Raw genomic sequence first — 24,907 nt, forward strand, 5'->3', positions numbered from 1 at the left:
GCTGCGATCACTCGCTAGCGGGAGGCGAATAATACAGCGTTTAAAACCGCTGTCAACCTTCACCTCAACCGCTATCGATCTTTCGATCGAAGCACCCCAACACCACCTTAACTACCTAACTCATTGAATCTCAAGGAGTTTGTTGTTCCGATGTCGCTGGAAGTGGGGCGCATTATAAGGGGATTCGAAAGCGCGTCAACCTTTAATTTCAAGAAACTTCAATATCGCTGAAAAGCAAAGCGGGGAGGCCTGTCGGCCTCCCCGCTTTCAACTGCTCTATATAGCATCAAAGAACGCCAGCGCTGCGCAACCGCACTATAGCATCGGCATCCAGCCCCAGCACATCGCCCAGCACCGCCTCGGTATGCTCACCTAACAGTGGCGGCGCCCGCCGATACTCCACAGGCGTTTCCGACAACCGGATCGGGCTGGCCACCTGCGGCACGCTCCCCGCCAGCCCATGGGGCATGGTTACCGCCAACCCCCGGGCCAGTACCTGTGGATCCTGGAACATCTGCGCCAGATCGTTGATCGGCCCACATGGCACCCCCGCAGCCTCCAGTTGGCTCACCCATTCGGCAGTAGTCTTGAATACCGTTGCCTGGCGAATCAATGGAATCAACTCGGCCCGGTTCGCCACCCGCTGCTTGTTAGTAGCGAAGCGTGGGTCATCCGCCCACTGCGGCTGCCCAGCCACCTCGGCAAACTTGCGGAACTGGCCATCGTTACCCACGGTAAGGATGAAATCGCCATCCGCCGTCGGAAAGTCCTGGTAAGGCACGATATTGGGGTGAGCATTACCCAGCCGCCGCGGTGGATTGCCGGTAGTCAGGTAGTTCATCGCCTGGTTGGCCAGGCAAGCCACCTGCACATCGAGCAGTGCCATATCGATGTGCTGACCAACGCCATGCTGATCGCGGTAGGCGAGGGCAGCCAGAATCGCCACGGTCGAGTACAACCCGGTAAGAATGTCGGTCAGGGCAACACCGACCTTTACCGGCCCGGCACCTTCCTCCCCATCCGGGCGGCCGGTCAGGCTCATCAGCCCACCCAACCCCTGGATCATGAAGTCATACCCCGCACGCTTGGCGTACGGCCCCGTTTGGCCGAAGCCGGTGATAGAGCAATAGATAAGCTTGGGGTTGATTGCCTTCAGGCTCGGGTAATCCAGCCCGTAAGCAGCCAGCCCACCTACCTTGAAGTTCTCAATGACGATATCCGACTTGGCCGCCAGCTCGCGCACCAGGCGCTGGCCTTCCGGCTGGGTGAAGTCGATGGTCACCGAGCGCTTGTTGCGGTTTGCCGACAGGTAATAAGCCGCTTCGCTGGTGTTCTCACCTACGGCATCCTTGAGGAAGGGCGGCCCCCAGGAGCGGGTGTCGTCGCCGCTGCCAGGGCGTTCGACCTTGATCACGTCAGCACCCAGGTCCGCCAGGATCTGGCCAGACCAAGGCCCCGCCAGCACGCGGGAGAGGTCCAGCACCCGCAGATGAGATAGCGCGCCCATGGACTGGCTCCTTATCAGTAGAAGGCCTGGATGCCGGTCTGCGCACGCCCGAGGATCAGCGCATGCACGTCATGGGTACCCTCATAGGTGTTGACCACCTCAAGGTTGACCAAGTGGCGCGCCACGCCGAACTCGTCGGAGATGCCGTTGCCGCCAAGCATGTCGCGAGCCATGCGGGCGATGTCCAGGGCCTTGCCGCAGGAGTTGCGCTTCATGATCGAGGTGATTTCTACCGCCGCAGTACCTTCGTCCTTCATGCGACCCAAGCGCAGGCAGCCTTGCAGGGCCAGGGTGATTTCAGTCTGCATGTCGGCCAGTTTCTTCTGGATCAGCTGGTTGGCAGCCAGTGGGCGACCGAACTGCTGACGATCCAGAGTGTACTGGCGAGCTGTGTGCCAGCAGGCTTCGGCCGCACCCAGCGCGCCCCACGAAATGCCATAACGCGCTGAGTTCAGGCAGGTGAACGGCCCCTTCAGGCCACGCACATCCGGGAAGATGTTCTCTTCCGGGACGAACACGTTGTCCATGACGATTTCACCGGTGATAGATGCCCGCAGGCCAACCTTGCCGTGTATCGCCGGGGCGCTAAGGCCTTGCCAGCCTTTTTCCAGGACAAAGCCGCGGATATCGCCGGCATCGTCCTTGGCCCAGACCACGAACACATCGGCGATCGGGCTGTTGGTGATCCACATCTTGCTACCGCTCAGGCGATAGCCGCCATCGACCTTCCTGGCACGGGTGATCATCGACCCAGGGTCGGAGCCATGGTTAGGCTCGGTCAGACCAAAGCAGCCAATCCACTCACCAGAGGCCAGCTTGGGCAGATATTTCTGCTTCTGCGCTTCGCTACCGAATTCGTTGATCGGCACCATCACCAGCGAAGACTGCACGCTCATCATCGAACGGTAGCCGGAGTCGATACGCTCCACTTCACGGGCAATCAGGCCGTAGCACACATAGTTCAGGCCGCTGCCGCCGTATTGCTCGGGAATGGTTGCACCGAGCAGGCCGACTTCACCCATCTCGCGGAAGATCGCCGGGTCGGTCTGTTCGTGACGGAAGGCTTCCAGCACGCGCGGGGCCAGCTTGTCCTGGGCGAACTGATAAGCGCTGTCACGCACCATGCGCTCTTCTTCAGTGAGCTGCTGATCCAGCAGCAGCGGGTCGATCCAGTTGAAGCTTGCTTTACCGGCCATGAGCGAAATCCTCGAAATAGGGGAGCGGTTTCTTGTGCCATTGATCCTAGGCCTGATCAGGCACCACGACAAACGAGGATTGCGCACGCATCAGTGATATTTTGTCACTTCGAGATACTCGAAAACGCCATATTCAAGTCTCCATGAGTGAGGTTGACGTACATGCGCCGCAAGATCCCCAGCACCACCGCACTGGTCTGCTTCGAAGCGGCCGCACGCCACGAGAGCTTTACCAAGGCGGCCCAGGAACTGGCCCTGACTCAGGGCGCCGTCTGTCGACAGATCGGCGGATTGGAGGAGTTCCTCAATGTCGAGCTGTTCAGGCGCTCACGCCGGGGCGTGAAACTCACCGAAGCCGGGCTTTCCTATAGCCGGCAGGTTGCCGCACAGCTGGATGCGGTTGAGCGCGACACGCTGTCGGTGATGCGCCAGCAGGGCGCCAACGTGATCGAACTGGCCGTAGTGCCCACCTTCGGCACCCAATGGCTGCTGCCACGGCTCAAGGACTTCCAGCAACGTCACCCCGAGGTCACCGTCAACCTGACCAACCGTACCCGCCCATTCCTGTTCGCCGACACCCCGTTCGATGCCGCCATCTACTTTGGCGATGCCGACTGGTCCGGCACCCAGTCCCATCGCTTGATGGGCGAGAACCCCGTGCCGGTGTGCAGTCCGGCCATGCTGGACGGGCAGGGCATGCTCGACCCCCAGCACATCGCCAGCCTGCCATTGCTGCAGCAGACCACCCGGCCTTATGCCTGGCGCCAGTGGTTCAATGGCCTGGGCCTGAATATCGCGGGTGACATGACAGGCCCGCGCTATGAACTATTCTCCATGCTGGCCCAGGCGGCCATGCACGAGATGGGCATCGCACTGATCCCGCCGTTCCTGATCCAGCGCGAGCTGGAGGAGGGCAGGCTGGTAGTCGCTAACAGGTACGCGCTGTCCAGCGACAAGGCCTACTATCTGATGATTCCCGAACGCAAGGTGGAGTCGGCATCGCTCCGGGCCTTCCGTGACTGGCTGGTGGGACAGGCACAGCTCTATACCGCCTCGCACAAAGATGAAAGCGCCTGACCTACCTTTGTAGTCAATTATTTTAAACACCTACAGATATACGTTTTTGTCGCATCAGCGAAAACTGTTCAGGTGAATCGAAAAACCCCATCTAGGCCTCTAAACACGCGGCTTTCAGAGGGTTTTACGACATCCATGAGCCCATCCGCGAAATCATCGCAAAAAATTTCGATTTTTCCCCTAATCTGCCAATACCCCATGGTTGACGGGCTGTAGCCTATCACTTGCGACATACGGTCACAGGGTGACTTGTAGTTTTGACTTCGTTTCGCTCCAGAACCGGTTGATGGCCTCTGGGTTCGTCTGCAAAATGCTTCGCCCGCCCTGGATTCGGCGGGTCCGGCGCTCAACAGCCGCCCCAGCGCGCCATACGCAGTGTGCTGGCTTTTACAAAGACAAAGGTCACCGCAGGAGAAATAGTCGTGCACATTGGTGTTCCTCTCGAGACGCAGACCGGTGAGACAAGGGTCGCTGCGACCCCCGAAACCATCAAGAAACTGATTGGCCAAGGCCATCAGGTCACCGTCCAACGGGGGGCAGGGCTCAACGCCAGCATTCCGGACAGTGCCTATGAGGCCGTGGGAGCTTCCCTGGGAAGCGCAGCCGATGCCTACGGCGCCCAATTGGTGCTCAAGGTGGTCGCTCCCAACGACCAGGAGCTGGCCCTGATCAACAGCGGCAGCCTCCTGGTAGGCATGCTCAACCCCTTCAACAGCGAGCTGATCGGCAAGATGGCCGAACGCGGTGTCAACGCTTTCGCCCTGGAAGCCGCGCCACGCACCTCGCGGGCCCAGAGCCTGGATGTGCTGTCATCGCAGGCCAACATCGCCGGTTACAAGGCCGTGCTGCTGGCGGCTCACCATTACCCTCGTTTCATGCCCATGCTGATGACCGCCGCCGGTACTGTTAAGGCCGCCCGCGTGCTGATCCTGGGGGCAGGCGTTGCCGGCCTGCAGGCCATTGCCACGGCCAAACGCCTGGGTGCGGTGATCGAGGCATCCGACGTACGGCCGGCGGTGAAGGAGCAGATCGAGTCGCTGGGCGCCAAGTTCATCGACGTGCCCTACGAGACTGACGAAGAGCGTGAATGCGCCGAAGGTGTTGGCGGCTATGCCCGGCCAATGCCGGCCAGCTGGATGCAACGCCAGGCCCAGGCCGTACACGAACGCGCCAAGCAGGCCGATATCGTCATCACCACCGCACTGATCCCCGGCCGTAAGGCACCGACGCTGCTCAGCGCCGAAACCGTCGCGCAAATGAAGCCCGGCTCGGTGGTGATCGACCTGGCAGCAGCTCAGGGCGGCAACTGCCCACTGACCGTTGCTGACCAGGTGGTGCAGGAAAACGGCGTGATCATCGTCGGCCCGACCAACCTGCCGGCCCAGGTGGGCGCCGATGCCTCGGCGCTTTATGCACGCAACCTGCTGGACTTCATGAAGCTGCTGTTCGACAAGGACGGCGCGCTGGTCATCAACCTCGAAGACGACATCGTCGCGGCCTGCCTGATGTGCCGCGATGGCCAGGTCGTCCGCAAGAACGGCTAAGGAGCACGACAATGGAAGACATGCTGATTTCCCATGGCATCTACAACCTGATCATCTTCGTGCTAGCCATCTATGTGGGCTACCACGTGGTGTGGAACGTCACCCCGGCGCTGCACACGCCGCTGATGGCGGTTACCAACGCCATTTCGGCGATCGTCATCGTTGGCGCCATGCTGGCGGCGGCCCTGACCGTGACACCGGCCGGCAAACTGATGGGCACCCTGGCGGTAGCCCTGGCTGCAGTCAACGTGTTCGGTGGCTTCCTGGTCACCCGCCGCATGCTTGAGATGTTCAAGAAGAAAACCAAGAACGAGGCGCAGAAGTAAGCATGAGCATGAATCTGGTAACGCTCCTCTACCTCGTCGCCTCGGTGTGCTTCATCCAGGCGCTCAAGGGCCTGTCGCACCCGACCACTTCGCGGCGCGGCAACCTGTTCGGCATGATCGGCATGGGGATCGCCATCCTCACCACGGTTGGCCTCATCTATAAACTCGGGGCCGAGCTTGCGACCGCCGGTATCGGCTACGTCATCGTCGGCCTGCTGGTCGGCGGTACCGCCGGTTCGATCATGGCCAAGCGCGTCGAGATGACCAAGATGCCCGAGCTGGTCGCCTTCATGCACAGCATGATCGGCCTGGCTGCGGTATTCATCGCCATTGCGGCCGTGCTTGAGCCGCAGTCGATGGGCATCGTCGCCGCCATCAGCGACCCGATCCCCACCGGCAACCGCCTGGAACTGTTCCTGGGTGCAGCCATCGGCGCCATCACCTTCTCCGGTTCGGTGATCGCCTTCGGCAAGCTGTCGGGCAAGTACAAGTTTCGCCTGTTTCAGGGCGCACCGGTACAGTTTGCCGGCCAGCACAAGCTGAACCTGATCCTCGGCCTGACCACCATCGCCCTGGGCCTGCTGTTTACCTTCACTGGACACTACAGTGCCTTCACCCTGATGCTGGTCCTGGCCTTCATCATGGGCGTGCTGATCATTATTCCGATCGGGGGTGCCGACATGCCGGTAGTGGTGTCGATGCTCAACAGCTACTCGGGTTGGGCCGCGGCCGGTATCGGCTTCTCGCTGAACAACTCGATGCTGATCATCGCGGGCTCCCTGGTCGGTTCGTCCGGTGCCATCCTCTCGTACATCATGTGCAAGGCGATGAACCGTTCATTCTTCAACGTCATCCTCGGCGGCTTTGGTGGCGATACCGATGCCGGCGCGGCGCAAGGTTCGAAGGAACAGCGCCCGGTGAAGTCCGGCTCTGCCGACGATGCCACCTTCCTGCTGAGCAACGCTGACAGCGTAATCATCGTCCCGGGTTACGGCCTGGCGGTGGCCCGTGCCCAGCACGCACTGAAGGAACTGACCGAGAAGCTGAGCCATAACGGCGTGACCGTGAAGTACGCGATCCACCCGGTGGCAGGGCGCATGCCTGGGCACATGAACGTACTGCTGGCCGAAGCCGAAGTGCCATACGACCAGGTGTTCGAGATGGAAGACATCAACGCCGAGTTCGGCCAGGCCGACGTGGTGCTGGTGCTGGGTGCCAACGACGTGGTCAACCCGGCGGCGAAGAACGATCCGAAGTCGCCCATCGCCGGCATGCCGATCCTCGAGGCCTTCAAGGCCAAGACCATCATCGTCAACAAGCGCTCGATGGCCAGCGGCTACGCCGGCCTGGACAACGAACTGTTCTACCTGGACAAGACCATGATGGTGTTCGGCGACGCGAAGAAAGTCATTGAAGACATGGTAAAAGCGGTGGAGTGATAACGGTCGCTGCAAACCCGCTGATATAAAGGAAGCCCCGGTCAGAATCTGCCGGGGCTTTTCTTTTGATGATCCAGATCAACGGCTCTATTTCAATGCTTCTCATACGACCATGGTCGTGGGACGGCAATGGGCGAAATCTCTAGACTGCGCTGCAGTAGTTTCAGTAGCCCGAGATAACAATCCATGTACCGTGATCGTATCCGCTTGTCCTCCCTGCACAGCAAGGTAATGAGTGCGGCAGATGCCGCTGGCCTGATCGAGGACGGCATGACCGTCGGCATGAGCGGCTTCACCCGCGCCGGCGAAGCCAAGGCTGTGCCGCATGCCCTGGCCGAACGCGCCAAGCAGTCGCCACTGAAAATCAGCCTGATGACCGGCGCCAGCCTGGGCAACGACCTCGACAAGCAGCTGACCGAAGCTGGTGTACTGGCTCGTCGCATGCCTTTCCAGGTCGACAGCACCCTTCGCAAGGCCATCAATGATGGCCAGGTGATGTTCATCGACCAGCACCTGTCGGAAACCGTCGAGCAGCTGCGCAACCAGCAGCTCAAGCTGCCGGATATCGCGGTCATCGAAGCCGTGGCCATCACCGAGCAGGGCCACATCGTGCCAACCACCTCGGTGGGCAACTCGGCCAGCTTCGCGATCTTTGCCAAACAAGTGATCGTCGAGATCAACCTGTCGCACAACGCCAACCTCGAAGGCCTGCACGACATCTATATCCCGACCTATCGCCCGACCCGCACGCCAATCCCGCTGGTCAAGGTCGACGACCGCATTGGCAGCACTGCAATCCCGATCGACCCGGCCAAGATCGTCGGCATCGTCATCAGCGACCAGCCGGATTCGCCATCCACCGTGCTGCCACCGGATGACGAAACTCAGGGCATCGCCGACCACCTGATCAACTTCCTTAAGCAGGAAGTGGAGGCTGGCCGCATGACCAACAAGCTCGGCCCGCTGCAGGCAGGTATCGGCAGCATCGCCAACGCGGTGATGTGTGGCCTGATCGAGTCGCCGTTCGAAGACCTGACCATGTACTCCGAAGTGCTGCAGGACTCGACCTTCGACCTGATCGACGCCGGCAAGCTGAGCTTTGCCTCGGGCAGCTCGATCACCCTGTCGACCCGTCGTAATGCTGACGTGTTCGGAAACCTGGAGCGCTACAAAGACAAGTTGGTCCTGCGCCCACAGGAAATCTCCAACCACCCTGAAGTGGTCCGCCGCCTGGGCATCATCGGCATCAACACGGCGCTGGAGTTCGACATCTACGGTAACGTCAACTCGACCCACGTCTGTGGCACCAGAATGATGAACGGCATCGGCGGTTCGGGTGACTTCGCCCGCAACGCCCACCTGGCGGTGTTCGTCACCAAGTCGATCGCCAAGGGCGGGGCGATTTCCAGCGTGGTACCGATGGTCAGCCACGTTGACCATACCGAGCACGATGTCGACATCCTGGTCACCGAGCAAGGCCTGGCCGACCTGCGTGGCCTGGCACCGCGTGAGCGGGCCCGGGCGATCATCGACAACTGTGTGCACCCGGACTACCGCGCAGCGCTGAACGATTACTTCGATCGCGCCTGCCAGCGTGGTGGCCACACCCCGCACATCCTGCGTGAAGCACTGAGCTGGCACGAAAACCTGGAAGAAACCGGGCGCATGCTCGCCAGCTGATCCAGCTGCCTCAACTGTTTTGGCCCTGTCGTCGCCACGCCGACGACAGGACCACAACAGTCAAACCACCCCGCCTGAACACTTCGCTCACTTTCCTGATTAAAACTGTACTACTGTACTGCTATCTTCAGGCTTTCCTGGCTTGCAAATCCTCCTACCCATGCAGAAACGCACCACATCAGTGCAGACCAGTACAGTTACGCCTATTTCGAGTGCAACAGTAGGGTTAAACAGTTAACTGGCCCATCGCATTGCTGTTGAACTGTATCTACTGTTATGGACAGCAGAGGAGGATCATTGGCATCAGTTAAATCACTACCTAATCCCGCCATAAGCGGAAGGATGAAACATCATGGAACGTACCCTCAGTTCCGGTCTGGTTTTTGAAAGCAACGCCCAGCAGTCCCAGGCTTCCCTGCCACTGCGCGCTATCTCCACTCTGCTGCTGTGGCAGCGTCGTATGGCCAGCCGCCGTCAACTGGCTCGCCTGGATGCCCGCCTGCTGGCCGATGCCGGTATCAGCGAGTCGCAGCGTTACGAAGAGCTGAGCAAGCCGTTCTGGCGCTAAGCTCCGGTTCGCCGGCTTCGGCCGGCACCGCGAATTCCCCAACCCGTTGCAGGCGACTGCAGCGGGTTTTTTATTGCCCGCCAGGCGCGTCCCAGAGCAGTCCCGCGCGAAACCTGTACAGTTATGAATTATTCGAAATTAACCATAACAGTTGTCCACTTCCGCTCTCATTAACATCCAGAAACAGCACCGCGTGATACGCTTCGCTCAGCAGTCTGGTAGAACCCGTTGTCAAACACGTACCGTAACGAGCTGTACCAGCGTCCGATAAAGCAGAACCCTATCCAGGAGTCCAAGAACATGTCCCGTAAATACCTGATTGGTGCCGCCCTGCTGCTCGGCCTGGCCAGCACCGCCCAAGCCAGCAGTTTCGTTGTTACCACCGATGCCGTGGTACGCGCTTTCGCCGCCTCCACCGACGCCACCTCCGACCTGACCTCATCGTTCCGCGATGACAAGATCGTGCAGGCCGCCCGTGACGACGCCGCCAGCTTCGTCGGTACCGAAGGCGCCATTCGTGGTGCGCGGCTGGAAAGTGCCTTCCTGCACATCCGTTCGACCATGCCGCAGCTGCAAGCCAGTGATGCACAGCTGGCCAAGGCCATCCTCGCGATCTGATCAAGGCTATGCAAAGCAGGTGCGTTGGCTAGCGGCCTCGCACCTGGGGTAGCCTTCGCCGTTCACTTCTCCTGACGTCAAGAATGCTCATGCGTTATCTGTTGCCATTGCTCTTCAGTGCCACTGCCATGGCCAGTGCCCACGCCATGGACACCACCACACAAGGCCTGGTCATCACGGGCTACGTCACCAGCCAGGTCACCGCCGCCCCTTTCGACCGCAAACTGGTCAGGCAGGCCCGTGACGATGCTGCGGCATACGTTGCCAGCGATGGCCTGATCCGCGGTGCCCGCCTGGAAGCGGCACTCGATTCGCTGCGCCACAACTGCGCTCGGCACTCCGTCGGCGACCTTGAACTGGCAGAAGCAATTCTCGTCCAATAACTACACCTGACTCCCTGTATTTTTCGGAGATGCTCCATGCGTAAACCGCTGATTGCCGCTTCCCTCGGCATGTTGCTGCTGGCCGACCTGGCCCATGCACAGACCCTGGTGGCCACCAGCAACATCATCGTGCGCGCCTTTGGTCGCTCGATCGATTTCACCTCTGACACCACCACTTCGATCCGCGACGCCAAAGTGGTGCGCGAAGCCCATGACGACGCTGCCAGCTTCGTCGCCAGCAATGGCGATATCCGTGGCGCGCAACTGGAGGCCGCGTTCAGCACCCTGCGCGAGCGCGTACCTGAAGCGCGCGACGCCAGCGACCAAGTACTGGCCGAAGCCATCCTCGCGCTGTGAATCGCGTGCGTGCCTGGCTGCTCGGCTGCGCCCTGACGCTGCTGGGCACGCCCGCCCTGGCCGACCTGCAGCTCGAACTGCAGGAGACAGGCCTCGACCCGCAACAGACCCAAGCCAGCCAGGCCTTGCTCGATGAGGCCATGGCCAAGTTGCCGCCACTGTTCAAGCAACGGCTGGACCGGCGCGTAACGGTCAGCTGGAGCGACAGCATGCCGGCCGATGCCTATGGCCAGGCGTCGCTGGTCTCGACCCTCGAACTCAACCGCCGCCTGCTGCCCAGCCTGACTGACGGCAGTGCCGCCACCGAGCGTACCAACCGCCCCCATGGCACGGTGCGTGAAGAGCTGCTGGCCACCGTCCTGCATGAGCTCACCCATATTTATGATCGTGCCCGCCTGTGGCCCAGCGCCGAGCGTTCGCTGATCGCCCGCTGCGCGCGCCAGCAAGGCACGCTGGGCAAGATCGGCCAGGCGGAAGAATGCCGCGGTCAAGCCGAACGCCGCTTTACCCTCAGCGACGACCCGCGCCTGCTCGACCTGGCTGGGTGGCCGCAATATGTCGGCCGCCGCGGCGAACGTGAGCAGCACAACGCCCAGTTCATGCGCAGCCCCGACAGTTACGAGCTGAGCAGCCCCAAGGAATACATCGCGGTCAACATGGAGTATTTCCTCCTAGACCCGAGCTACGGCTGCCGTCGACCGGCGCTCAACCAATACCTGCGTGACCACTTCGGCTGGGCGCCACAGCAGAACACCTGCGCCAAAGGCCTGCCGTTCATCAATGCCGGCAGCGACTTCGCCCGCCAGCCCCTGGGCGAGATCGACCCAGAACGGGTCTACGAGGTCGACTTCCTGCTGGCTGAAGCCAACCAGAACCTGGTCAGCCGCTGGGGCCACAGCATGCTGCGCCTGGTGATCTGCAAACCCGGCCGCCCACGCGGCCCGGATTGCCGCCTGGACCTCGACCAGAGCCTGGTGCTGTCTTACCGGGCGTTCGTCAACGACGTGCAGCTGTCCAGCTGGGACGGCCTGGTCGGCGCCTACCCCTCACGGTTGTTCGTACTGCCGCTGGGCCAGGTGATCGATGAATACACCAAGACCGAACTGCGCAGCCTGGCCTCGGTACCGCTCAAGCTCAACCGCGACGAGATTGAAAACCTGGTGCGCCAGGCCGCCGAGATGCACTGGAGCTACGACGGCAACTATTGGTTCCTGTCCAACAACTGCGCGGTGGAATCGTTGAAACTGCTACGCAGCGGCACTGCCAACCCACGCCTCAATGACCTCGACAGCATCATGCCCAATGGCTTGCTGGCCGTGCTCAAGGGCAGGGGACTGGCTGATACCAGTGTGCTCGATGACCCGCGAGAGGCCCTGCGCCTGGGTTATCGCTTCGACTCCTATCGCGACCGTTACCAGGCCATGTTCGATGTGCTGAGGAAGCAACTGCCGATCAAGCAGACCGAGGTCGAAGACTGGCTGGCGCTGGATGCCGAGCAGAGGCGCCCCTGGTTCGACAAGGCCGACCTGCGCACCAGCGCAGCTTTGCTGTTGCTCGAGCAGGCCAGCCTGCGCCGGCAGTTGCTGCTGGCTCAGGACGAAGTGAAACAGCGTTACCTGAATGCAGCAGCGCTGAAGGACGGCAGTATCAATAAAGCTGACCAGACCCTGAAGCAGATGCTCGCCAACAGCGGCTTCCTCAGCCGCCCGGCCGAGTTGCTGGATGCCAAGGGTTACGGGTTGCCGCAGCCGCAAGAGCGCAAGCAGCTGGAGCAGGTCAGTAGCGAGCGGCAGGCCAAGCTGCTGCGCTTGAGTAGCGACCTGGACAAGGAGGTGAGGGCACTGCTGGATCCGTCGCGGGCCAGGGAGATTGCTGCAGTCGAAGCCAATGTGAAGCAGATTGGCGAGCATTTGCGGGCGCTGCACAAGGCGGCTGGCGGCCTGCAGTTGCCTTGATAACCTGTACCGGCCTGTTCGCGGCTTTAGCCGCGAACAGGCCGGCAAGACCAGCACAATACCTAGAGTTTTTCCTCAGATTCTTCTGGCAGCCCTTCATCCAGGTGCATCCAGGGCAAGCGGCTTGTCGTCCAGATATGTCGCTTGGCCGGCACTCGCTCCGGGTGATCCAGCGTCGCCACCGTCACATCGATGGATCCAGGGCTATGTTCGGTCACCAGTGCCACATGCGCCCCACATTCCCCGCAGAAATACCGCTTGCAACTGGCCGGCGCCACATAGCATTGAGGCCTTCCCGCCATCCAGCGGAAACCCGAGCGGGGCAGGGTGACCCAGGTCACCACCAGCCCGCCGCTGACCCGCCGGCAGATCGAACAATGGCAATGGGCGACATCCGTCAGGTCACCCTGCAGCCGATAGCGCAAGGCGCCGCAATGGCAGCCACCCTCGGTTACATCCTGCATTACCTACCTCCCGTCGCCGTTTTTCCGGCGAAAGCTGGCTGAAAGCTTGCCCCCCTAGGATAGCCGCCACTACCGGCACAAGACCGGTAAGCCAGGGCACCCGGAAATCTCCGCGCCCGGCCCATCAACAACAACAATGGTGATTCTGATGTATTCCTGCGCCCGCCTTCATGTTGCCCCCCGACCCATGCTCCCCGTGCAGCGCCACGCGCGCTGATCCGCCCGAATAGCCATTCCTTTCGCTGCGCCACACCTGGAGTATCGCCATGCTGACCTTCCTCGGCTTTGCCATGGTCATCACCTTCATGTACCTGATCATGACCAAGCGCCTGTCGGCCTTGATAGCGCTGATCCTGGTACCGATCCTGTTCGCCCTGTTCGGCGGTTTTTCCGCCAAGATCGGCCCGATGATGCTCGAAGGCATCAGCAAGCTCGCGCCCACCGGCGTGATGCTGATGTTCGCCATCCTCTACTTCGCCCTGATGATCGATTCCGGCCTGTTCGACCCGGCGGTGCGCAAGATCCTCAAGCTGGTCAAGGGCGACCCGCTGAAAGTCTCGGTCGGTACTGCGGTGCTGGCCCTGGTGGTCTCGCTCGACGGTGACGGCGCCACCACCTACATGATCTGCTGTGCCGCCATGCTGCCGCTGTACAGCCGCCTGGGCATGAGCCCGCGAATCATGGCCGGCCTGATCATCCTCGCCGGTGGGGTGATGAACATGACCCCGTGGGGTGGCCCGACCGCCCGCGCCGCCAGCGCCCTGCACGTGGATCCATCGGACATCTTCGTACCGATGATCCCGGCCATGGCCTTCGGCGTGCTGGCGATCCTCGCCATCGCTTACCTGTACGGCAAGCGCGAACGTGCCCGCCTGGGTGAACTGCACCTGCCCACCGACGACATCGACCACAGCGAAATCAGCGTGTCGCAGTTCCCAGAAGCACGCCGCCCCAAGCTGATCTACTTCAACGGTGCCCTGACCGCCGGCCTGATGGTCGCGCTGATTGCCGGTGTGCTGCCGCTGCCGGTACTGTTCATGATTGCCTTCAGCATCGCCATGATCGTCAACTACCCCTGCCTCCAGCAGCAGAAAGACCGAATCGCCGCCCACGCCGGCAGCGTGCTGGCCGTGACCGGGCTGATCTTCGCTGCGGGCATCTTCACCGGCATCCTGTCCGGTACCGGCATGGTCGAGGCCATGTCCAAGAGCTTGCTGGCGGTCATCCCTGAAGCATTGGGCCCGTACCTGGCGGTGATCACCGCGATCGTGAGCATGCCGTTCACCTTCTTCATGTCCAACGATGCCTTCTACTACGGCGTGCTACCGGTGCTATCGGAAGCGGCCAGCCATTACGGCATCAGCCCCGTGGAAATGGCCCGCGCCTCGATCGTCGGGCAGCCGGTACACCTGCTCAGCCCACTGGTGCCTTCGACCTACCTGCTGGTTGCCCTGGCAGGTATCGAGTTCGGCGATCACCAGCGTTTCACGCTCAAGTGGGCAGTGCTGGTATGCCTATGCATAATGTTCGCCGCGCTGCTGATGGGCATTTTCCCGCTGTTCAGTAGTCTTTAATTAACACGCATCGCCTATATCGTTTGAAGGAATACACATGGAATGGCTGACCAGCCCGGAAATCTGGGTTGCCTTTTTTACCCTCACAGCGCTTGAGATCGTCCTCGGGATCGACAACATCATCATGATCTCGATCCTGGTCAGCCGCATGCCCAAGCACATGCAGCCACGCACCCGGATTTTCGGTCTGGCCCTGGCCATGGTCACCCGCATCATGCTGCTGCTGTCGATCACCTGGGTCATGCGCCTGACCGCCGACCTGATCGTGGTATTCGGCCAGGGTATCTCCGGTCGTGACCTGATCCTGTTCTGCGGCGGCCTGTTCCTGTTATGGAAAAGCTCGCAAGAGATCTACCACGGCCTGGAAGGCGAGGAAGAGAGCGCCGACGAGCCCAAGGGCGCTGGCGGCAAGTTCCTCTACACCATCATCCAGATCGCCATCATCGACATCGTGTTCTCGCTGGACTCGGTGATCACTGCCGTCGGCATGGTCTCGCACGTGCCGGTGATGATTGCCGCCATCGTCGTCGCAGTGCTGGTGATGATGGCCTGCGCCGGTGCCATCAGCGACTTCATCGACAAGCATCCATCGCTGAAGATGCTTGCACTTTCCTTCCTGATCGTCGTCGGTACCGTGCTGATCGCCGAATCTTTCGACGTGCACGTACCTAAGGGCTACGTGTACTTCGCCATGGCCTTCTCGCTGGCCGTGGAGGCAATCAACATCCGCATGCGCACCGCCATGGCGCGCAAGCAGGGCAAGGAGCACGACCCGGTGAAACTGCGCAAGGACATTCCAGGTCGGTAAGATCAGGACGCGCAGCAAAAAGGGCCCTTCGGGGCCCTTTTTCATGCACCGGTTTTCATGACACAAATATTTCAAATGCTTGCAGAGCGTGCCAAGCTGGCGCGAGGTCCGCAAAACAACTAAAGCTTGAGTAAGCACTGGATCAAAATACCCACCCCCGGGCCAGGCTTACGGCTTCACACAATTTGGCTCCGCTGCTGGAGCCCTAGAACAAAGGGGGGCTCGACCATGCTGACCCTGCTCGACCTGCTTTCCGCCGTGGCCTTGCTGGTGTGGGGCACACATATTGTCCGTACCGGCATCCTCAGGGTATTCGGTTCCAACTTGCGCCGCGTGCTCAGCCAGAACATGAACCGCCGGCCACTGGCGTTCATCGCCGGCATCGTAGTGACTGCCGTGGTGCAAAGCAGCAACGCCACCGCCATGCTGGTCACCTCCTTCGTCGGCCAGGGCCTGATGGCCATGACCCCGGCGCTGGCGATCATGCTCGGTGCCGACGTGGGTACTGCGCTGATGGCCAGGGTGCTGACCTTCGACCTGTCGTGGCTATCGCCACTGCTGGTGTTCCTCGGGGTTATCTTCTTCCTCTCGCGCAAACAGACCCGTGCCGGCCAGTTGGGCCGCGTGGGGATCGGCCTCGGCCTGATCATCCTGGCCCTGCAGCTGATCGTGCAGGCGGCAGCGCCAATCACCCACGCACAAGGCGTGAAGGTGCTGTTCGCGTCCTTGACCGGCGACATCATGCTCGATGCTCTGGTCGGTGCGCTGTTCGCCATGGTTTCGTATTCCAGCCTGGCAGCCGTGCTGCTCACCGCTACCCTGGCCGGCGCCGAAGTGATCAGCCTGCCGGTGGCCATCGGCCTGGTGGTTGGCGCCAACATCGGTAGCGGCCTGCTGGCCTTCATCAGCACCAGCATGCAGAACGCCGCAGGTCGCCGCGTGGCCCTGGGCAGCCTGCTGTACAAGCTGATCGGCCTGGTGCTGATCATCCCTGTGCTGCACCCACTGGTGGAGTGGATGGACAGCCTGAGCTTCAGCCCGCAGGAGCTGGTGATCGGCTTCCATCTGCTCTACAACACCCTGCGCTGCCTGATCATGTTGCCGACAGTCAAACCCATGGGCCGCCTGTGCAATGCGCTGTTGCCCGAACGCGAGACCAGCAATGGCCAGATACGCCCGCGCCATCTCGATGCCTCGGCATTGGCCACGCCCAGCCTGGCCCTGGCCAATGCCGCCCGCGAAACCCTGCGCCTGGGCGATATCGTCGACAGCCTGCTGGAGGCCATGCTCGGCGCCCTGCGTGGTACCCACACCGCCATGCCCCAGCAAGTGCGGGCCTTGAGCGAGGATGCCGAAGCGTTGTACAGCGCGATCAAGCTGTACCTGGCGCAGATCCCACGGGAAGACCTCAGCGACCAGGACAACCGGCGCTGGGCTGAAATCATCGAGCTGGCGATCAACCTGAAGCTGGCCTGCGACCTCATCGAACGCATGCTGCGCAAGGTACAACAGCAGAAAACCAGCCAACGCCGGGAGTTTTCCCAGGTCGGCCTGGAAGAACTCACCGGGCTGCAGGAGCAGCTGCTGGCCAACCTGCGCCTGGGGTTGTCGGTGTTCCTCAGCGCCGATCCGGAAAGCGCGCGCCTGCTGCTGCGCGAAAAGCGTCGCTTCCGCGCCCAGGAACGGCGCCTGGCGCATGCCCATGTCAGCCGTTTGCAGCGTAAGGTGGTGCAAAGTATCGAGACGAGTTCGCTACACTTGGAGCTGATCGCCGACATGAAGCGGTTGAACTCTTTGTTCTGCAGCAGTGCCTATGTGGTACTGGGTGGCTCGGACACTGGCGGGCTGCTGCTCGACAGCGTCCCGGAAGATGCCCACCTGTCCTGATCTCGCACACCTGGAGACCGTCGCTCGCCCATGCGTTGCCTGATGTTCGTTTGCCTGCTGATCTGCAGCCTGCCCTCATTTGCCCTCGATCGCTCGCGGGTCGAAGGTTACCTGTTGCCCAACGGGCTGCAGGTGATCCTGAAGTCCGGTTATGAGCGCGACCATGTGGCCATCCGCCTGGTGGTGGGCGTTGGCCTGGATGACTTCGACTGCGAGCAGAAGGAGTTGCCGCACCTGCTCGAACACCTGCTGTTCACCGGGATCGACGAGACCGGCGAAGGCGGCCTGGAAGAACGCCTGCAGAGCCTCGGGGGCGAGTGGAACGCCTTCACCAGCAGCGCCGACACCACCTTCGTCATCGAGGCGCCGGCACGCAACCAGCGCAAGGTGCTCGACCTGTTGCTGGCAATCGTCCGCGACACACGCATCGACGCCAAGGCCTTGGCCACGGCCAAGCGCATCATCGAGCGCGAGGATGGCGGCCACTATGGCCACCTGCAGCGCTGGCTCGACCGCCAGGACATCGGCCACCCGGCCAGCGACCAGCTGGCAACCGAACTGGGCCTGAAATGCCCTGAGCGCTCCAACGTCGCGGACATGACCCTGGAGCAGGTGAAAACCCTGCGGGATCACTGGTACGCCGCCAATAACATGACCCTGATCGTGGTGGGCGGCCTGGATCGCCTTTTGCCGGCCTATCTGGAGCGCACCTTCGGCGAATTGCCTGCTACCGAGCCAGAAGAGCGGCGCACCCTCGAAAGTATCAGCCAACAAGCAGAACAGCGCCGCGACCTGACCCGCGGCCTGCTGGGCGACAGCGTCAAGTTGCACTGGCTGTTCATCGAGCCGGTGCTGGACAGTGACCATCAGCAGACCCTGGACCTGCTGTCGCGCTACCTCGACTGGGCCGTATACGACCAGCTGCGCCTGCGCAACGGCCTGTCGTATGGACCATCGGTACAGCGCGAAAGCTTTGGCGACAGCGGCATGCTCACCCTCAATGCCGACCTTGAGCGCGATGATATCGACCAAGCCGTAAAGCTGATGCAGCAACTGTTCGATCATTTGCGCAAGGACGGCCTCGACCCGGATACCTTCGCCCGCATCAAGGATGCCGCCGTGGCCAAGGAAAGCTGGAGCACCCAAGGCAACAGTGCGCTGGCCGATTATTACTGGGGGGCGCTGAACGACTACACCCACGGCCGCTTTGCCGACCCGGCGCGCAAGTTGCGCCAGGTGACGCTGGAAGAGGCCAACGCGGCCTTGAAGGAATTGCTCAAGGATCAGGGTTACCTGCGCATCGAAAAGCCGTTCCTGGGGTCTGACGAGCTTTATGGCCTGGTTGCCTTGCTGCTGGGGCTGATACTGGCGCTGGGGCTGCTGCGCTGGCGACGGCACAAACCGGAACGACCGAGTGGTGCTACACGGCAGTAGTGAATCGGCGGTATCCTTTTGCCAGTACCGGCCCTTTCGCGGGGCAAGCCCGCTCCTAGGGAAACGTGATTTCCTGTAGTTGCGGGCTTGCCCCGCGAAAGGGCCGGCACAGCCACCCAATACTTCCGTTGTAGACCCATGCCCCCAATACCCCACTTCGTCCAGCGCGTCATCGAGCTGCTCAAACGCTACCCCGGCGTCATCGCACTCGGTGGTTTCCTCTCCGGTATCGGCAGCTTCATCCTGGTCGACCGCCAGGCTAGCCTGGCCAGCTGGATCGCCATCATCATGCTGGTCAGCTGGGTCTGGCTGATGCTGGAAAACACCTTGACCGGCCTGTTCGCGCGCACCTTCAAGCGCGAAATTCCGCAGCCGCTGCTGCGCTATGCGACGCAGATGATCCACCAGGAAAGCCTGTTCTTCGTCTTGCCGTTCTTCTTCATCACCACCACCTGGAACAGCGGTCAGCTGGTGTTCACCGGCCTGCTTGGCGCCGCCGGGCTCATCTCGATCATCGACCCGCTGTACTACAAATGGCTGGCGCCACGGCGCTGGCTGTTCCTTGCGATGCACACCCTGACCCTGTTCGCCGCGCTGCTCACTGCACTGCCGATCATCCTGCACCTGACCACCGCACAAAGTTTCAAGCTGGCGTTGATTGCCGCCATGGTGCTGTCGTTCCCGAGCCTGCTCAGCAGCTTCCCGGTCACCACCTGGCGCCGCGGCGTGGCACTGGTGCTGGTGACCCTGGCGGTGGGCGGTAGTGGCTGGTTGCTGCGTTCGTGGGTGCCGCCGGCAACGCTGTGGATGACAGACGTGGCGGTGAGCACCGAAGTACTGAATCGCCAGCCCGGCGAATCGCTGGAGGAGATTGCCGCGAGCCGCATTCGCAGCAATGGCCTGTACGCCTACACCGCGATCAATGCACCACGGGGCCTGGACGAGCGCATCTACCACGTGTGGCAGAAAGACGGCCAGGAGGTCGATCGCATTGCCCTGGACATCCACGGCGGGCGCAAGGAAGGCTATCGTGCCTGGACCCACAAGCAGAACTTCCCGCCCAACCCGGTGGGCAAATGGCAAGTCCGGGTGCTGACCGAGGATGGCCAAGTGATCGGTGTGCTGCGCTTCAAGGTGGTGGACGACGCGCCCGCGCCGTGACAGTGGCGAAGGACAGCACATATTCAACAAACCGCTCCATGCCCGCTGCGCTATGATCAGCCTCTAGCCCAGCCGGATGCATGGAGCCTATGACCACCCCCAGCGCCACACTGGACACCAGCTGCCAGCCGGCCTGCCTGCGGATTGCCGGTGACTGGACCCTGGCCCACTACGCCAGCCTCAGGCGCGACAGCGAACGCCTGCGCACGCAGTACGGCGCCGATACCGCCGTCGACCTCAGCCAGCTGGGCCGCCTGGACACCGCCGGAGCCTCGCTGTTGGCCGAGCTGCTCGGCTCCGAGCGCCTCTCGCACTGCACCAACGGCCTGCCTGAAGCTAGCCGCGCGCTGCTCAAGAATGTCTACTGCTCGGTGCAGGACTACTGCATCCCGATCAAGGGGCCCGAGCGCAACGTGTTGCTGGTGCTGCTGGAGCGCATCGGTTGTGCGGTCGGCACGCTGTGGCAGGACACCATGCAGCTGCTCGGCTTCCTCGGCCTGATCATCGAGACCCTGCTGCGCCGCTTGCTGCAGCCACACCGCTGGCGCGTCACCCCGGTGATCGCGCACATCGAGCAGACCGGGCTGGATGCCGCCCCCATCATCGCCTTGCTGACCTTCCTGGTGGGCGCCGTGGTGGCCTTCCTCGGTGCCACGGTGCTGGCCAATTTTGGTGCAACGGTGTTCACCGTCGACCTGGTAGCCTTCTCGTTCCTGCGCGAATTCGCGGTGCTGCTGACCGCCATTCTCATGGCCGGGCGCACAGCCAGTGCCTTCACCGCACAGATCGGCTCGATGAAGGCCAATGAAGAGATCGACGCCATCCGCACCCTGGGCCTCAACCCGATCGAACTGCTGGTGGTGCCGCGAGTACTGGCGCTGCTGATCTCGCTGCCGTTGCTGACCTTCGTCGCGATGATCTGCGGCATCGTCGGGGGTGCGGTGGTCTGCGCCCTGTCACTGGGTATCTCGCCGGCCATGTTCCTGTCGCTGCTGCAAAGCGACATCGGCGTGCAGCACTTCCTGGTCGGCCTGGCCAAGGCACCGGTCTTCGCCTTCCTGATCGCAGCCATCGGCTGCCTCGAAGGCTTCAAGGTCAGCGGCAGCGCCGAATCGGTCGGTGCCCACACCACCTCCAGCGTGGTGCAATCGATTTTCGTGGTCATCGTGCTGGATGCGGTGGCGGCACTGTTCTGCATGGAGATGGGCTGGTGAGTGACCGGGAAGCAGTGATCGAGGCGCGGGGTATCTGCAATCGCTTCGGCAGCCAGGTGGTACACCAAGGCCTCGACCTGGCCTTGTACCGCGGCGAAATCCTCGCGGTGGTCGGTGGCTCGGGGAGCGGCAAGTCGGTGCTGCTGCGTAGCATCATCGGCCTGCGACGCCCCAACGAAGGGCAGGTCAAGGTATTCGGCGAAGACCTGGCCGGGATGCGTGAGGAACAACGTTCGCTGGTCGAGCGCCGCTTTGGCGTACTGTTCCAGAAAGGCGCGCTGTTCTCGTCGTTGACCGTCACTGAAAACGTCGCCCTGCCGCTGATCGAGCATGCCGGCCTGTCGCGCGCCGATGCCGAGCACCTGGCCGGGGTCAAGCTGGCCTTGGCCGGCCTGCCCATCTCCGCCGCCGACAAGTACCCAGCCTCGCTCTCCGGCGGCATGATCAAGCGCGCAGCCCTGGCCCGTGCCCTGGCGCTGGACCCGGACATCCTGTTCCTCGACGAACCCACTGCGGGTCTCGACCCGATCGGTGCCGCCGCATTCGACCAGTTGATCCTGACCCTGCGCGATGCCCTCGGCCTGAGCGTGTTCCTGATCACTCACGATCTCGACACCCTCTACACCATCACCGATCGCGTCGCCGTGTTGTCACAGAAGAAGGTCCTGGTCGCCGGCCCCCTGGCTGAGGTCGAGCAGACCAACGACCCCTGGATCCACGAATACTTTCACGGCCCACGCGGGCGCGCAGCCGAACACGCCGCCGCCAGCGCCGGGCAGGAGCGCTGAACAATGGAAACCCGAGCTCATCACGTCCTGATTGGCCTGGTCACCGTCCTGGTTGTGACCGGCGCCATGCTGTTCGGCCTGTGGCTGACCAAGTCCAGCGTCGACGACGCGTTCAAGGATTACGAAGTGATCTTCAACGAAGCGGTCTCGGGCCTGTCCCGTGGCAGCCCGGTGCAATACAACGGCATCAAGGTCGGCGATGTCACCAGCCTGCGCCTGGACCCGAAGGACCCGCGCCGGGTACTGGCCCGTGTGCGCCTGAGCGGTGACACCCCAGTCAAGGAAGACACCCAGGCCAAGCTGACCCTGGCCGGGGTCACCGGCAACTCGTTCATCCAGCTCACCGGCGGCACGCCGCAGAGCCCGGAGCTCAAGGGCAAGGACGGCAAGCTGCCAGTGATAGTCGCCTCGCCGTCGCCGATCTCCCGCCTGCTCAACGACAGCAGCGATCTGGTGACCAACATCAACCTGCTGCTGCACAACGCCACGCAGATGTTCTCGGACAGCAACATCGAGCACCTGAGCAATACCCTGGCCAACCTAGACCAGACCACTGGCGCATTCGCCAACCAGAACGGCGGTGTCAGCCAGGCGATCGCCCAGCTGGCCCAGGTCGGCAAGCAGGCCAACGCCACCCTGGCTGAAACCCAAGCGCTGATACGCAACGCCAACGGCCTGCTCGGCACCCAGGGCAAACAGGCCATCGGCAGCGCCGAGCAGGCCATGCAGTCGCTGGCCGAAAGCGCCGCGACCCTCAACAGCCTGCTGCAGGACAACCGCCAGTCCATCGACGATGGCGCCCAGGGGCTCAACCAGCTGACCCCGGCCATCCGCGAGCTGCGCGAAACCCTGAACTCGCTCAAGGGCATTTCCCGGCGCCTGGAGGCCGACCCGAGCGGCTACCTGCTGGGCCGTGACAACAACAAGGAGTTCCAGCCATGACCCCATCGCTGCGCCTGCTGGCCCTGGCAGCCACCCTGAGCCTGGCCAGCGCCTGCTCGATCCTGCCGAAGAGCGAGCCGGTGGATACCTACCGCCTGCCAGTCAACCAAACTAGCCATATCGCCAGCCCGATCGACTGGTCGTTGCGCCTGAACAAGCCGCTGGCCAGCGAAGTGCTGAGCGGGCCACGTATCGCCGTGATTCCCCAAGGCAATGTGATCAGCAGCTACAAGGGCGCCCGTTGGAGCGACCCTGTGCCGTTGCTGGTGCGTAACCGTCTGCTCGATGGTTTCCAGCGGGACGGCCGAGTGCAGCGGCTGAGCGCTGACGACAGCAACCTGCAGGCCGACTACGAACTGAGCGGCGAGCTGCAGGCGTTCCAGAGCGAGTATCTGCCGGGGGGCAAGGTGGAAGTGGTGATCCGCTACGACGCACGCCTGGTGCAAGGCCGCAGCCAGCGCATCCTCAGCAGCAAGCGCTTCGAAGTGCGCCAGCCACTGGCTGATACCCAGGTGTCAGCCGTGGTCGCCGGCTTTGGCGCGGCCAGCGATCAGCTGGTCGGGCAGGTGGTGAACTGGACCGTGGCGCAAAGCGGCCAGGCTCAGGCGAAGAACCAGTAGCAGACGCAGATGGCGGCGATTACACCGGACAGCTCGGCCAGCAAGGCACAGCCGACAGCATGGCGCACCCGCTGGATGCCGACTGCGCCGAAATACACCGCCACCACGTAGAAGGTGGTTTCGGTGCTGCCCTGAATGGTCGCGGCCACCAAGGCAGGGAAGCTGTCGACGCCGTGGGTCTGCATGGTTTCGATCAACATGGCCCGCGCCGCGCTGCCAGAGAATGGCTTGACCAACGCGGTGGGCAGGCCCTCGACGAAGCGGGTGTCCAGGCCCATCCAGTTGACCATGTGGCGGATTCCGTCCAAAGCCAGTTCGAGTGCGCCAGAAGCGCGCAGCACGCCCACCGCGACCAGCATTGCCACCAGGTAGGGCAGCAGGCTCTTGGCCACATCGAAACCTTCCTTGGCACCTTCGACGAAGGTTTCGTACACCTGCACCCGCTTCAAAGCGCCAATCACCAGAAACAGGATGATCACCCCGAACAACGTCAGGTTGCCAAGGATCGACGACAGGCTGGCCAACGCTGCGGCCGACAAGGTGCCCAGGAAAGCCATGAAGCCGCCCAGCAGCAGTGCACCGGGGATCAGATAGGCGAGCACCACCGGGTCCCACAGGCGCAGGCGCTGCATCACTGCCACCGACAGCAGGCCGACCAGGGTCGAGGCACTGGTCGCCAGCAGGATCGGCAGGAACACCAGGGTGGGGTCGGTGGCGCCCTGCTGGGCGCGGTACATGAAGATGGTCACCGGCAACAGCGTCAGCGACGAGGCGTTGAGCACCAGGAACAGGATCTGCGCGTTGCTGGCCGTGGTGCTGCTGGGGTTGAGCTCCTGCAGCGCGCGCATGGCCTTGAGGCCGATCGGCGTGGCGGCGTTGTCCAGGCCCAGGCCATTGGCGGCGAAGTTCATGGTGATCAGGCCCAGCGCCGGGTGGCCGGGCGGTACTTCCGGCATCAGGCGGGCGAACAGCGGCCCGAGCACCTTGGCCAGCCATTCGACGATGCCGGCTTTTTCGGCGATCTTGAGGAACCCCAGCCACAGGGTCAGGGTGCCGAACAGCAGGACCATGACCTCCACCGACAGCTTGGCCATTGCGAAGATGCTCTCGACCATCGCGGCGAAGATGCCGGCATTGCCACCGATCAGCCATTGGGCCAGGGCGGAGACGGCCGCCACCAGGAAAAAGCCGAGCCAAAGGCCGTTGAGCATCCGCGTGTTCCCCCTGAGAAATGCCCGAATGATAGCGTATCGGGGCCCGTCACTGGCGACCGACATCCCTGTAGAAGCCGCTAAAAGCCTGGGCCATCCCACAAACAACAAAAAGCCCCGACAAGTCGGGGCTTTCTGGTTCAGCCGTTCAGGC

23 protein-coding genes are annotated in these 24,907 nt (G+C 62.3%); 19 read left to right on the forward strand and 4 right to left on the reverse strand.

Annotated features, from left to right (window positions below):
- Window positions 1–286: 286 nt before the first annotated feature.
- Both BGP85_RS12410 and BGP85_RS12415 read right to left on the reverse strand, forming a co-directional pair.
- Window positions 287–1,507 carry a CaiB/BaiF CoA transferase family protein gene (locus BGP85_RS12410; RefSeq protein ID WP_103448292.1) on the reverse strand — a complete coding sequence of 407 codons (1,221 nt, stop codon included), beginning with the start codon at window positions 1,505–1,507 and terminating at the stop codon, window positions 287–289.
- A gap of 14 nt (window positions 1,508–1,521) precedes the next feature.
- Entirely contained in the window at window positions 1,522–2,703 is a 1,182-nt protein-coding gene (locus BGP85_RS12415) for an acyl-CoA dehydrogenase (RefSeq protein WP_103448293.1), read from the reverse strand.
- 162 nt (window positions 2,704–2,865) lie between these two features.
- On the opposite strand from BGP85_RS12415, the gene BGP85_RS12420 reads away from it, so the two are divergent.
- From BGP85_RS12420 to BGP85_RS12465, 10 genes are all read left to right on the forward strand, one after another.
- Window positions 2,866–3,780: a LysR family transcriptional regulator gene (locus tag BGP85_RS12420; protein ID WP_103448294.1), complete on the forward strand. Its 915-nt coding sequence runs from the start codon at window positions 2,866–2,868 to the stop codon at window positions 3,778–3,780.
- A gap of 422 nt (window positions 3,781–4,202) precedes the next feature.
- Window positions 4,203–5,324: a Re/Si-specific NAD(P)(+) transhydrogenase subunit alpha gene (locus BGP85_RS12425; protein WP_103448295.1), complete on the forward strand. Its 1,122-nt coding sequence runs from the start codon at window positions 4,203–4,205 to the stop codon at window positions 5,322–5,324.
- An 11-nt stretch (window positions 5,325–5,335) separates the two neighbouring features.
- A complete protein-coding gene (locus tag BGP85_RS12430) occupies window positions 5,336–5,650 on the forward strand; it encodes an NAD(P) transhydrogenase subunit alpha (RefSeq protein WP_003256966.1) in 315 nt (104 codons plus the stop codon).
- Window positions 5,651–5,652: 2 nt separating this feature from the next.
- Window positions 5,653–7,089 carry an NAD(P)(+) transhydrogenase (Re/Si-specific) subunit beta gene (locus BGP85_RS12435; RefSeq protein WP_103448296.1) on the forward strand — a complete coding sequence of 479 codons (1,437 nt, stop codon included), beginning with the start codon at window positions 5,653–5,655 and terminating at the stop codon, window positions 7,087–7,089.
- A 186-nt stretch (window positions 7,090–7,275) separates the two neighbouring features.
- Window positions 7,276–8,769, forward strand: coding sequence for an acetyl-CoA hydrolase/transferase family protein (locus BGP85_RS12440; RefSeq protein ID WP_103448297.1), 1,494 nt, complete (start codon window positions 7,276–7,278; stop codon window positions 8,767–8,769).
- A 352-nt stretch (window positions 8,770–9,121) separates the two neighbouring features.
- Window positions 9,122–9,337, forward strand: a complete 216-nt coding sequence (locus tag BGP85_RS12445) for a DUF1127 domain-containing protein (protein ID WP_054884336.1) — start codon at window positions 9,122–9,124, stop codon at window positions 9,335–9,337.
- A 300-nt stretch (window positions 9,338–9,637) separates the two neighbouring features.
- Window positions 9,638–9,955, forward strand: coding sequence for a DUF2388 domain-containing protein (locus tag BGP85_RS12450; protein WP_103448298.1), 318 nt, complete (start codon window positions 9,638–9,640; stop codon window positions 9,953–9,955).
- An 89-nt stretch (window positions 9,956–10,044) separates the two neighbouring features.
- The gene (locus BGP85_RS12455; protein ID WP_103448299.1) at window positions 10,045–10,338 is read left to right on the forward strand and encodes a DUF2388 domain-containing protein; all 294 of its coding nucleotides are present in this window, start codon (window positions 10,045–10,047) and stop codon (window positions 10,336–10,338) included.
- Window positions 10,339–10,374: 36 nt separating this feature from the next.
- The gene (locus BGP85_RS12460; protein ID WP_103448300.1) at window positions 10,375–10,695 is read left to right on the forward strand and encodes a DUF2388 domain-containing protein; all 321 of its coding nucleotides are present in this window, start codon (window positions 10,375–10,377) and stop codon (window positions 10,693–10,695) included.
- The gene (locus BGP85_RS12465; RefSeq protein WP_103448301.1) at window positions 10,692–12,650 is read left to right on the forward strand and encodes a DUF7844 domain-containing protein; all 1,959 of its coding nucleotides are present in this window, start codon (window positions 10,692–10,694) and stop codon (window positions 12,648–12,650) included. Before BGP85_RS12460 ends, BGP85_RS12465 begins: the two co-directional genes overlap by 4 nt.
- A gap of 62 nt (window positions 12,651–12,712) precedes the next feature.
- On the opposite strand, the gene BGP85_RS12470 is transcribed toward BGP85_RS12465, so the two are convergent.
- Window positions 12,713–13,114, reverse strand: a complete 402-nt coding sequence (locus tag BGP85_RS12470; protein WP_103448302.1) for a GFA family protein — start codon at window positions 13,112–13,114, stop codon at window positions 12,713–12,715.
- A gap of 266 nt (window positions 13,115–13,380) precedes the next feature.
- Between BGP85_RS12470 and BGP85_RS12475 the strand changes: the two genes are divergently transcribed.
- From BGP85_RS12475 to BGP85_RS12515, 9 genes are all read left to right on the forward strand, one after another.
- Complete coding sequence (locus BGP85_RS12475) at window positions 13,381–14,688, forward strand: CitMHS family transporter (protein ID WP_103448303.1); 1,308 nt, start codon at window positions 13,381–13,383, stop codon at window positions 14,686–14,688.
- 37 nt (window positions 14,689–14,725) lie between these two features.
- Window positions 14,726–15,496, forward strand: a complete 771-nt coding sequence (locus BGP85_RS12480; protein ID WP_103448304.1) for a TerC family protein — start codon at window positions 14,726–14,728, stop codon at window positions 15,494–15,496.
- Between the two features lie 228 nt (window positions 15,497–15,724).
- Complete coding sequence (locus BGP85_RS12485; RefSeq protein WP_103448305.1) at window positions 15,725–17,383, forward strand: Na/Pi cotransporter family protein; 1,659 nt, start codon at window positions 15,725–15,727, stop codon at window positions 17,381–17,383.
- A gap of 30 nt (window positions 17,384–17,413) precedes the next feature.
- Complete coding sequence (locus tag BGP85_RS12490; RefSeq protein ID WP_103448306.1) at window positions 17,414–18,817, forward strand: M16 family metallopeptidase; 1,404 nt, start codon at window positions 17,414–17,416, stop codon at window positions 18,815–18,817.
- Window positions 18,818–18,955: 138 nt separating this feature from the next.
- Window positions 18,956–19,978, forward strand: coding sequence for a DUF5924 family protein (locus tag BGP85_RS12495; protein WP_103448307.1), 1,023 nt, complete (start codon window positions 18,956–18,958; stop codon window positions 19,976–19,978).
- Window positions 19,979–20,058: 80 nt separating this feature from the next.
- On the forward strand, window positions 20,059–21,192 hold the full coding sequence (locus BGP85_RS12500) for an ABC transporter permease (protein WP_103448308.1): 1,134 nt from the start codon (window positions 20,059–20,061) through the stop codon (window positions 21,190–21,192).
- Complete coding sequence (locus BGP85_RS12505; protein ID WP_103448309.1) at window positions 21,189–21,980, forward strand: ABC transporter ATP-binding protein; 792 nt, start codon at window positions 21,189–21,191, stop codon at window positions 21,978–21,980. Before BGP85_RS12500 ends, BGP85_RS12505 begins: the two co-directional genes overlap by 4 nt.
- A 3-nt stretch (window positions 21,981–21,983) precedes the next feature.
- On the forward strand, window positions 21,984–22,922 hold the full coding sequence (locus BGP85_RS12510) for an MlaD family protein (protein WP_103448310.1): 939 nt from the start codon (window positions 21,984–21,986) through the stop codon (window positions 22,920–22,922).
- A complete protein-coding gene (locus tag BGP85_RS12515) occupies window positions 22,919–23,542 on the forward strand; it encodes an ABC-type transport auxiliary lipoprotein family protein (RefSeq protein WP_103448311.1) in 624 nt (207 codons plus the stop codon). Before BGP85_RS12510 ends, BGP85_RS12515 begins: the two co-directional genes overlap by 4 nt.
- Here BGP85_RS12515 and BGP85_RS12520 read toward each other — a convergent pair.
- A complete protein-coding gene (locus BGP85_RS12520) occupies window positions 23,524–24,753 on the reverse strand; it encodes a nucleoside recognition domain-containing protein (protein ID WP_103448312.1) in 1,230 nt (409 codons plus the stop codon). The two genes, BGP85_RS12515 and BGP85_RS12520, sit on opposite strands and share 19 nt — an antisense overlap.
- Window positions 24,754–24,907: the final 154 nt, after the last annotated feature.

The sequence above is a fragment of the Pseudomonas putida genome, assembly GCF_002906855.1.
GTDB lineage: Bacteria > Pseudomonadota > Gammaproteobacteria > Pseudomonadales > Pseudomonadaceae > Aquipseudomonas > Aquipseudomonas putida_N.

Excerpts from the sequence above, each read along its gene's own strand:
- BGP85_RS12410 (WP_103448292.1), bottom strand. The coding sequence starts at position 1,507 with ATGGGCGCGCTATCTCATCTGCGGGTGCTGGACCTCTCCCGCGTGCTG.
- BGP85_RS12415 (WP_103448293.1), bottom strand. The coding sequence starts at position 2,703 with ATGGCCGGTAAAGCAAGCTTCAACTGGATCGACCCGCTGCTGCTGGAT.
- BGP85_RS12420 (WP_103448294.1), top strand. The coding sequence starts at position 2,866 with ATGCGCCGCAAGATCCCCAGCACCACCGCACTGGTCTGCTTCGAAGCG.
- BGP85_RS12430 (WP_003256966.1), top strand. The coding sequence starts at position 5,336 with ATGGAAGACATGCTGATTTCCCATGGCATCTACAACCTGATCATCTTC.
- BGP85_RS12435 (WP_103448296.1), top strand. The coding sequence starts at position 5,653 with ATGAGCATGAATCTGGTAACGCTCCTCTACCTCGTCGCCTCGGTGTGC.
- BGP85_RS12440 (WP_103448297.1), top strand. The coding sequence starts at position 7,276 with ATGTACCGTGATCGTATCCGCTTGTCCTCCCTGCACAGCAAGGTAATG.
- BGP85_RS12445 (WP_054884336.1), top strand. The coding sequence starts at position 9,122 with ATGGAACGTACCCTCAGTTCCGGTCTGGTTTTTGAAAGCAACGCCCAG.
- BGP85_RS12450 (WP_103448298.1), top strand. The coding sequence starts at position 9,638 with ATGTCCCGTAAATACCTGATTGGTGCCGCCCTGCTGCTCGGCCTGGCC.
- BGP85_RS12455 (WP_103448299.1), top strand. The coding sequence starts at position 10,045 with ATGCGTTATCTGTTGCCATTGCTCTTCAGTGCCACTGCCATGGCCAGT.
- BGP85_RS12460 (WP_103448300.1), top strand. The coding sequence starts at position 10,375 with ATGCGTAAACCGCTGATTGCCGCTTCCCTCGGCATGTTGCTGCTGGCC.
- BGP85_RS12470 (WP_103448302.1), bottom strand. The coding sequence starts at position 13,114 with ATGCAGGATGTAACCGAGGGTGGCTGCCATTGCGGCGCCTTGCGCTAT.
- BGP85_RS12475 (WP_103448303.1), top strand. The coding sequence starts at position 13,381 with ATGCTGACCTTCCTCGGCTTTGCCATGGTCATCACCTTCATGTACCTG.
- BGP85_RS12480 (WP_103448304.1), top strand. The coding sequence starts at position 14,726 with ATGGAATGGCTGACCAGCCCGGAAATCTGGGTTGCCTTTTTTACCCTC.
- BGP85_RS12485 (WP_103448305.1), top strand. The coding sequence starts at position 15,725 with ATGCTGACCCTGCTCGACCTGCTTTCCGCCGTGGCCTTGCTGGTGTGG.
- BGP85_RS12490 (WP_103448306.1), top strand. The coding sequence starts at position 17,414 with ATGCGTTGCCTGATGTTCGTTTGCCTGCTGATCTGCAGCCTGCCCTCA.
- BGP85_RS12495 (WP_103448307.1), top strand. The coding sequence starts at position 18,956 with ATGCCCCCAATACCCCACTTCGTCCAGCGCGTCATCGAGCTGCTCAAA.
- BGP85_RS12500 (WP_103448308.1), top strand. The coding sequence starts at position 20,059 with ATGGAGCCTATGACCACCCCCAGCGCCACACTGGACACCAGCTGCCAG.
- BGP85_RS12510 (WP_103448310.1), top strand. The coding sequence starts at position 21,984 with ATGGAAACCCGAGCTCATCACGTCCTGATTGGCCTGGTCACCGTCCTG.
- BGP85_RS12515 (WP_103448311.1), top strand. The coding sequence starts at position 22,919 with ATGACCCCATCGCTGCGCCTGCTGGCCCTGGCAGCCACCCTGAGCCTG.
- BGP85_RS12520 (WP_103448312.1), bottom strand. The coding sequence starts at position 24,753 with ATGCTCAACGGCCTTTGGCTCGGCTTTTTCCTGGTGGCGGCCGTCTCC.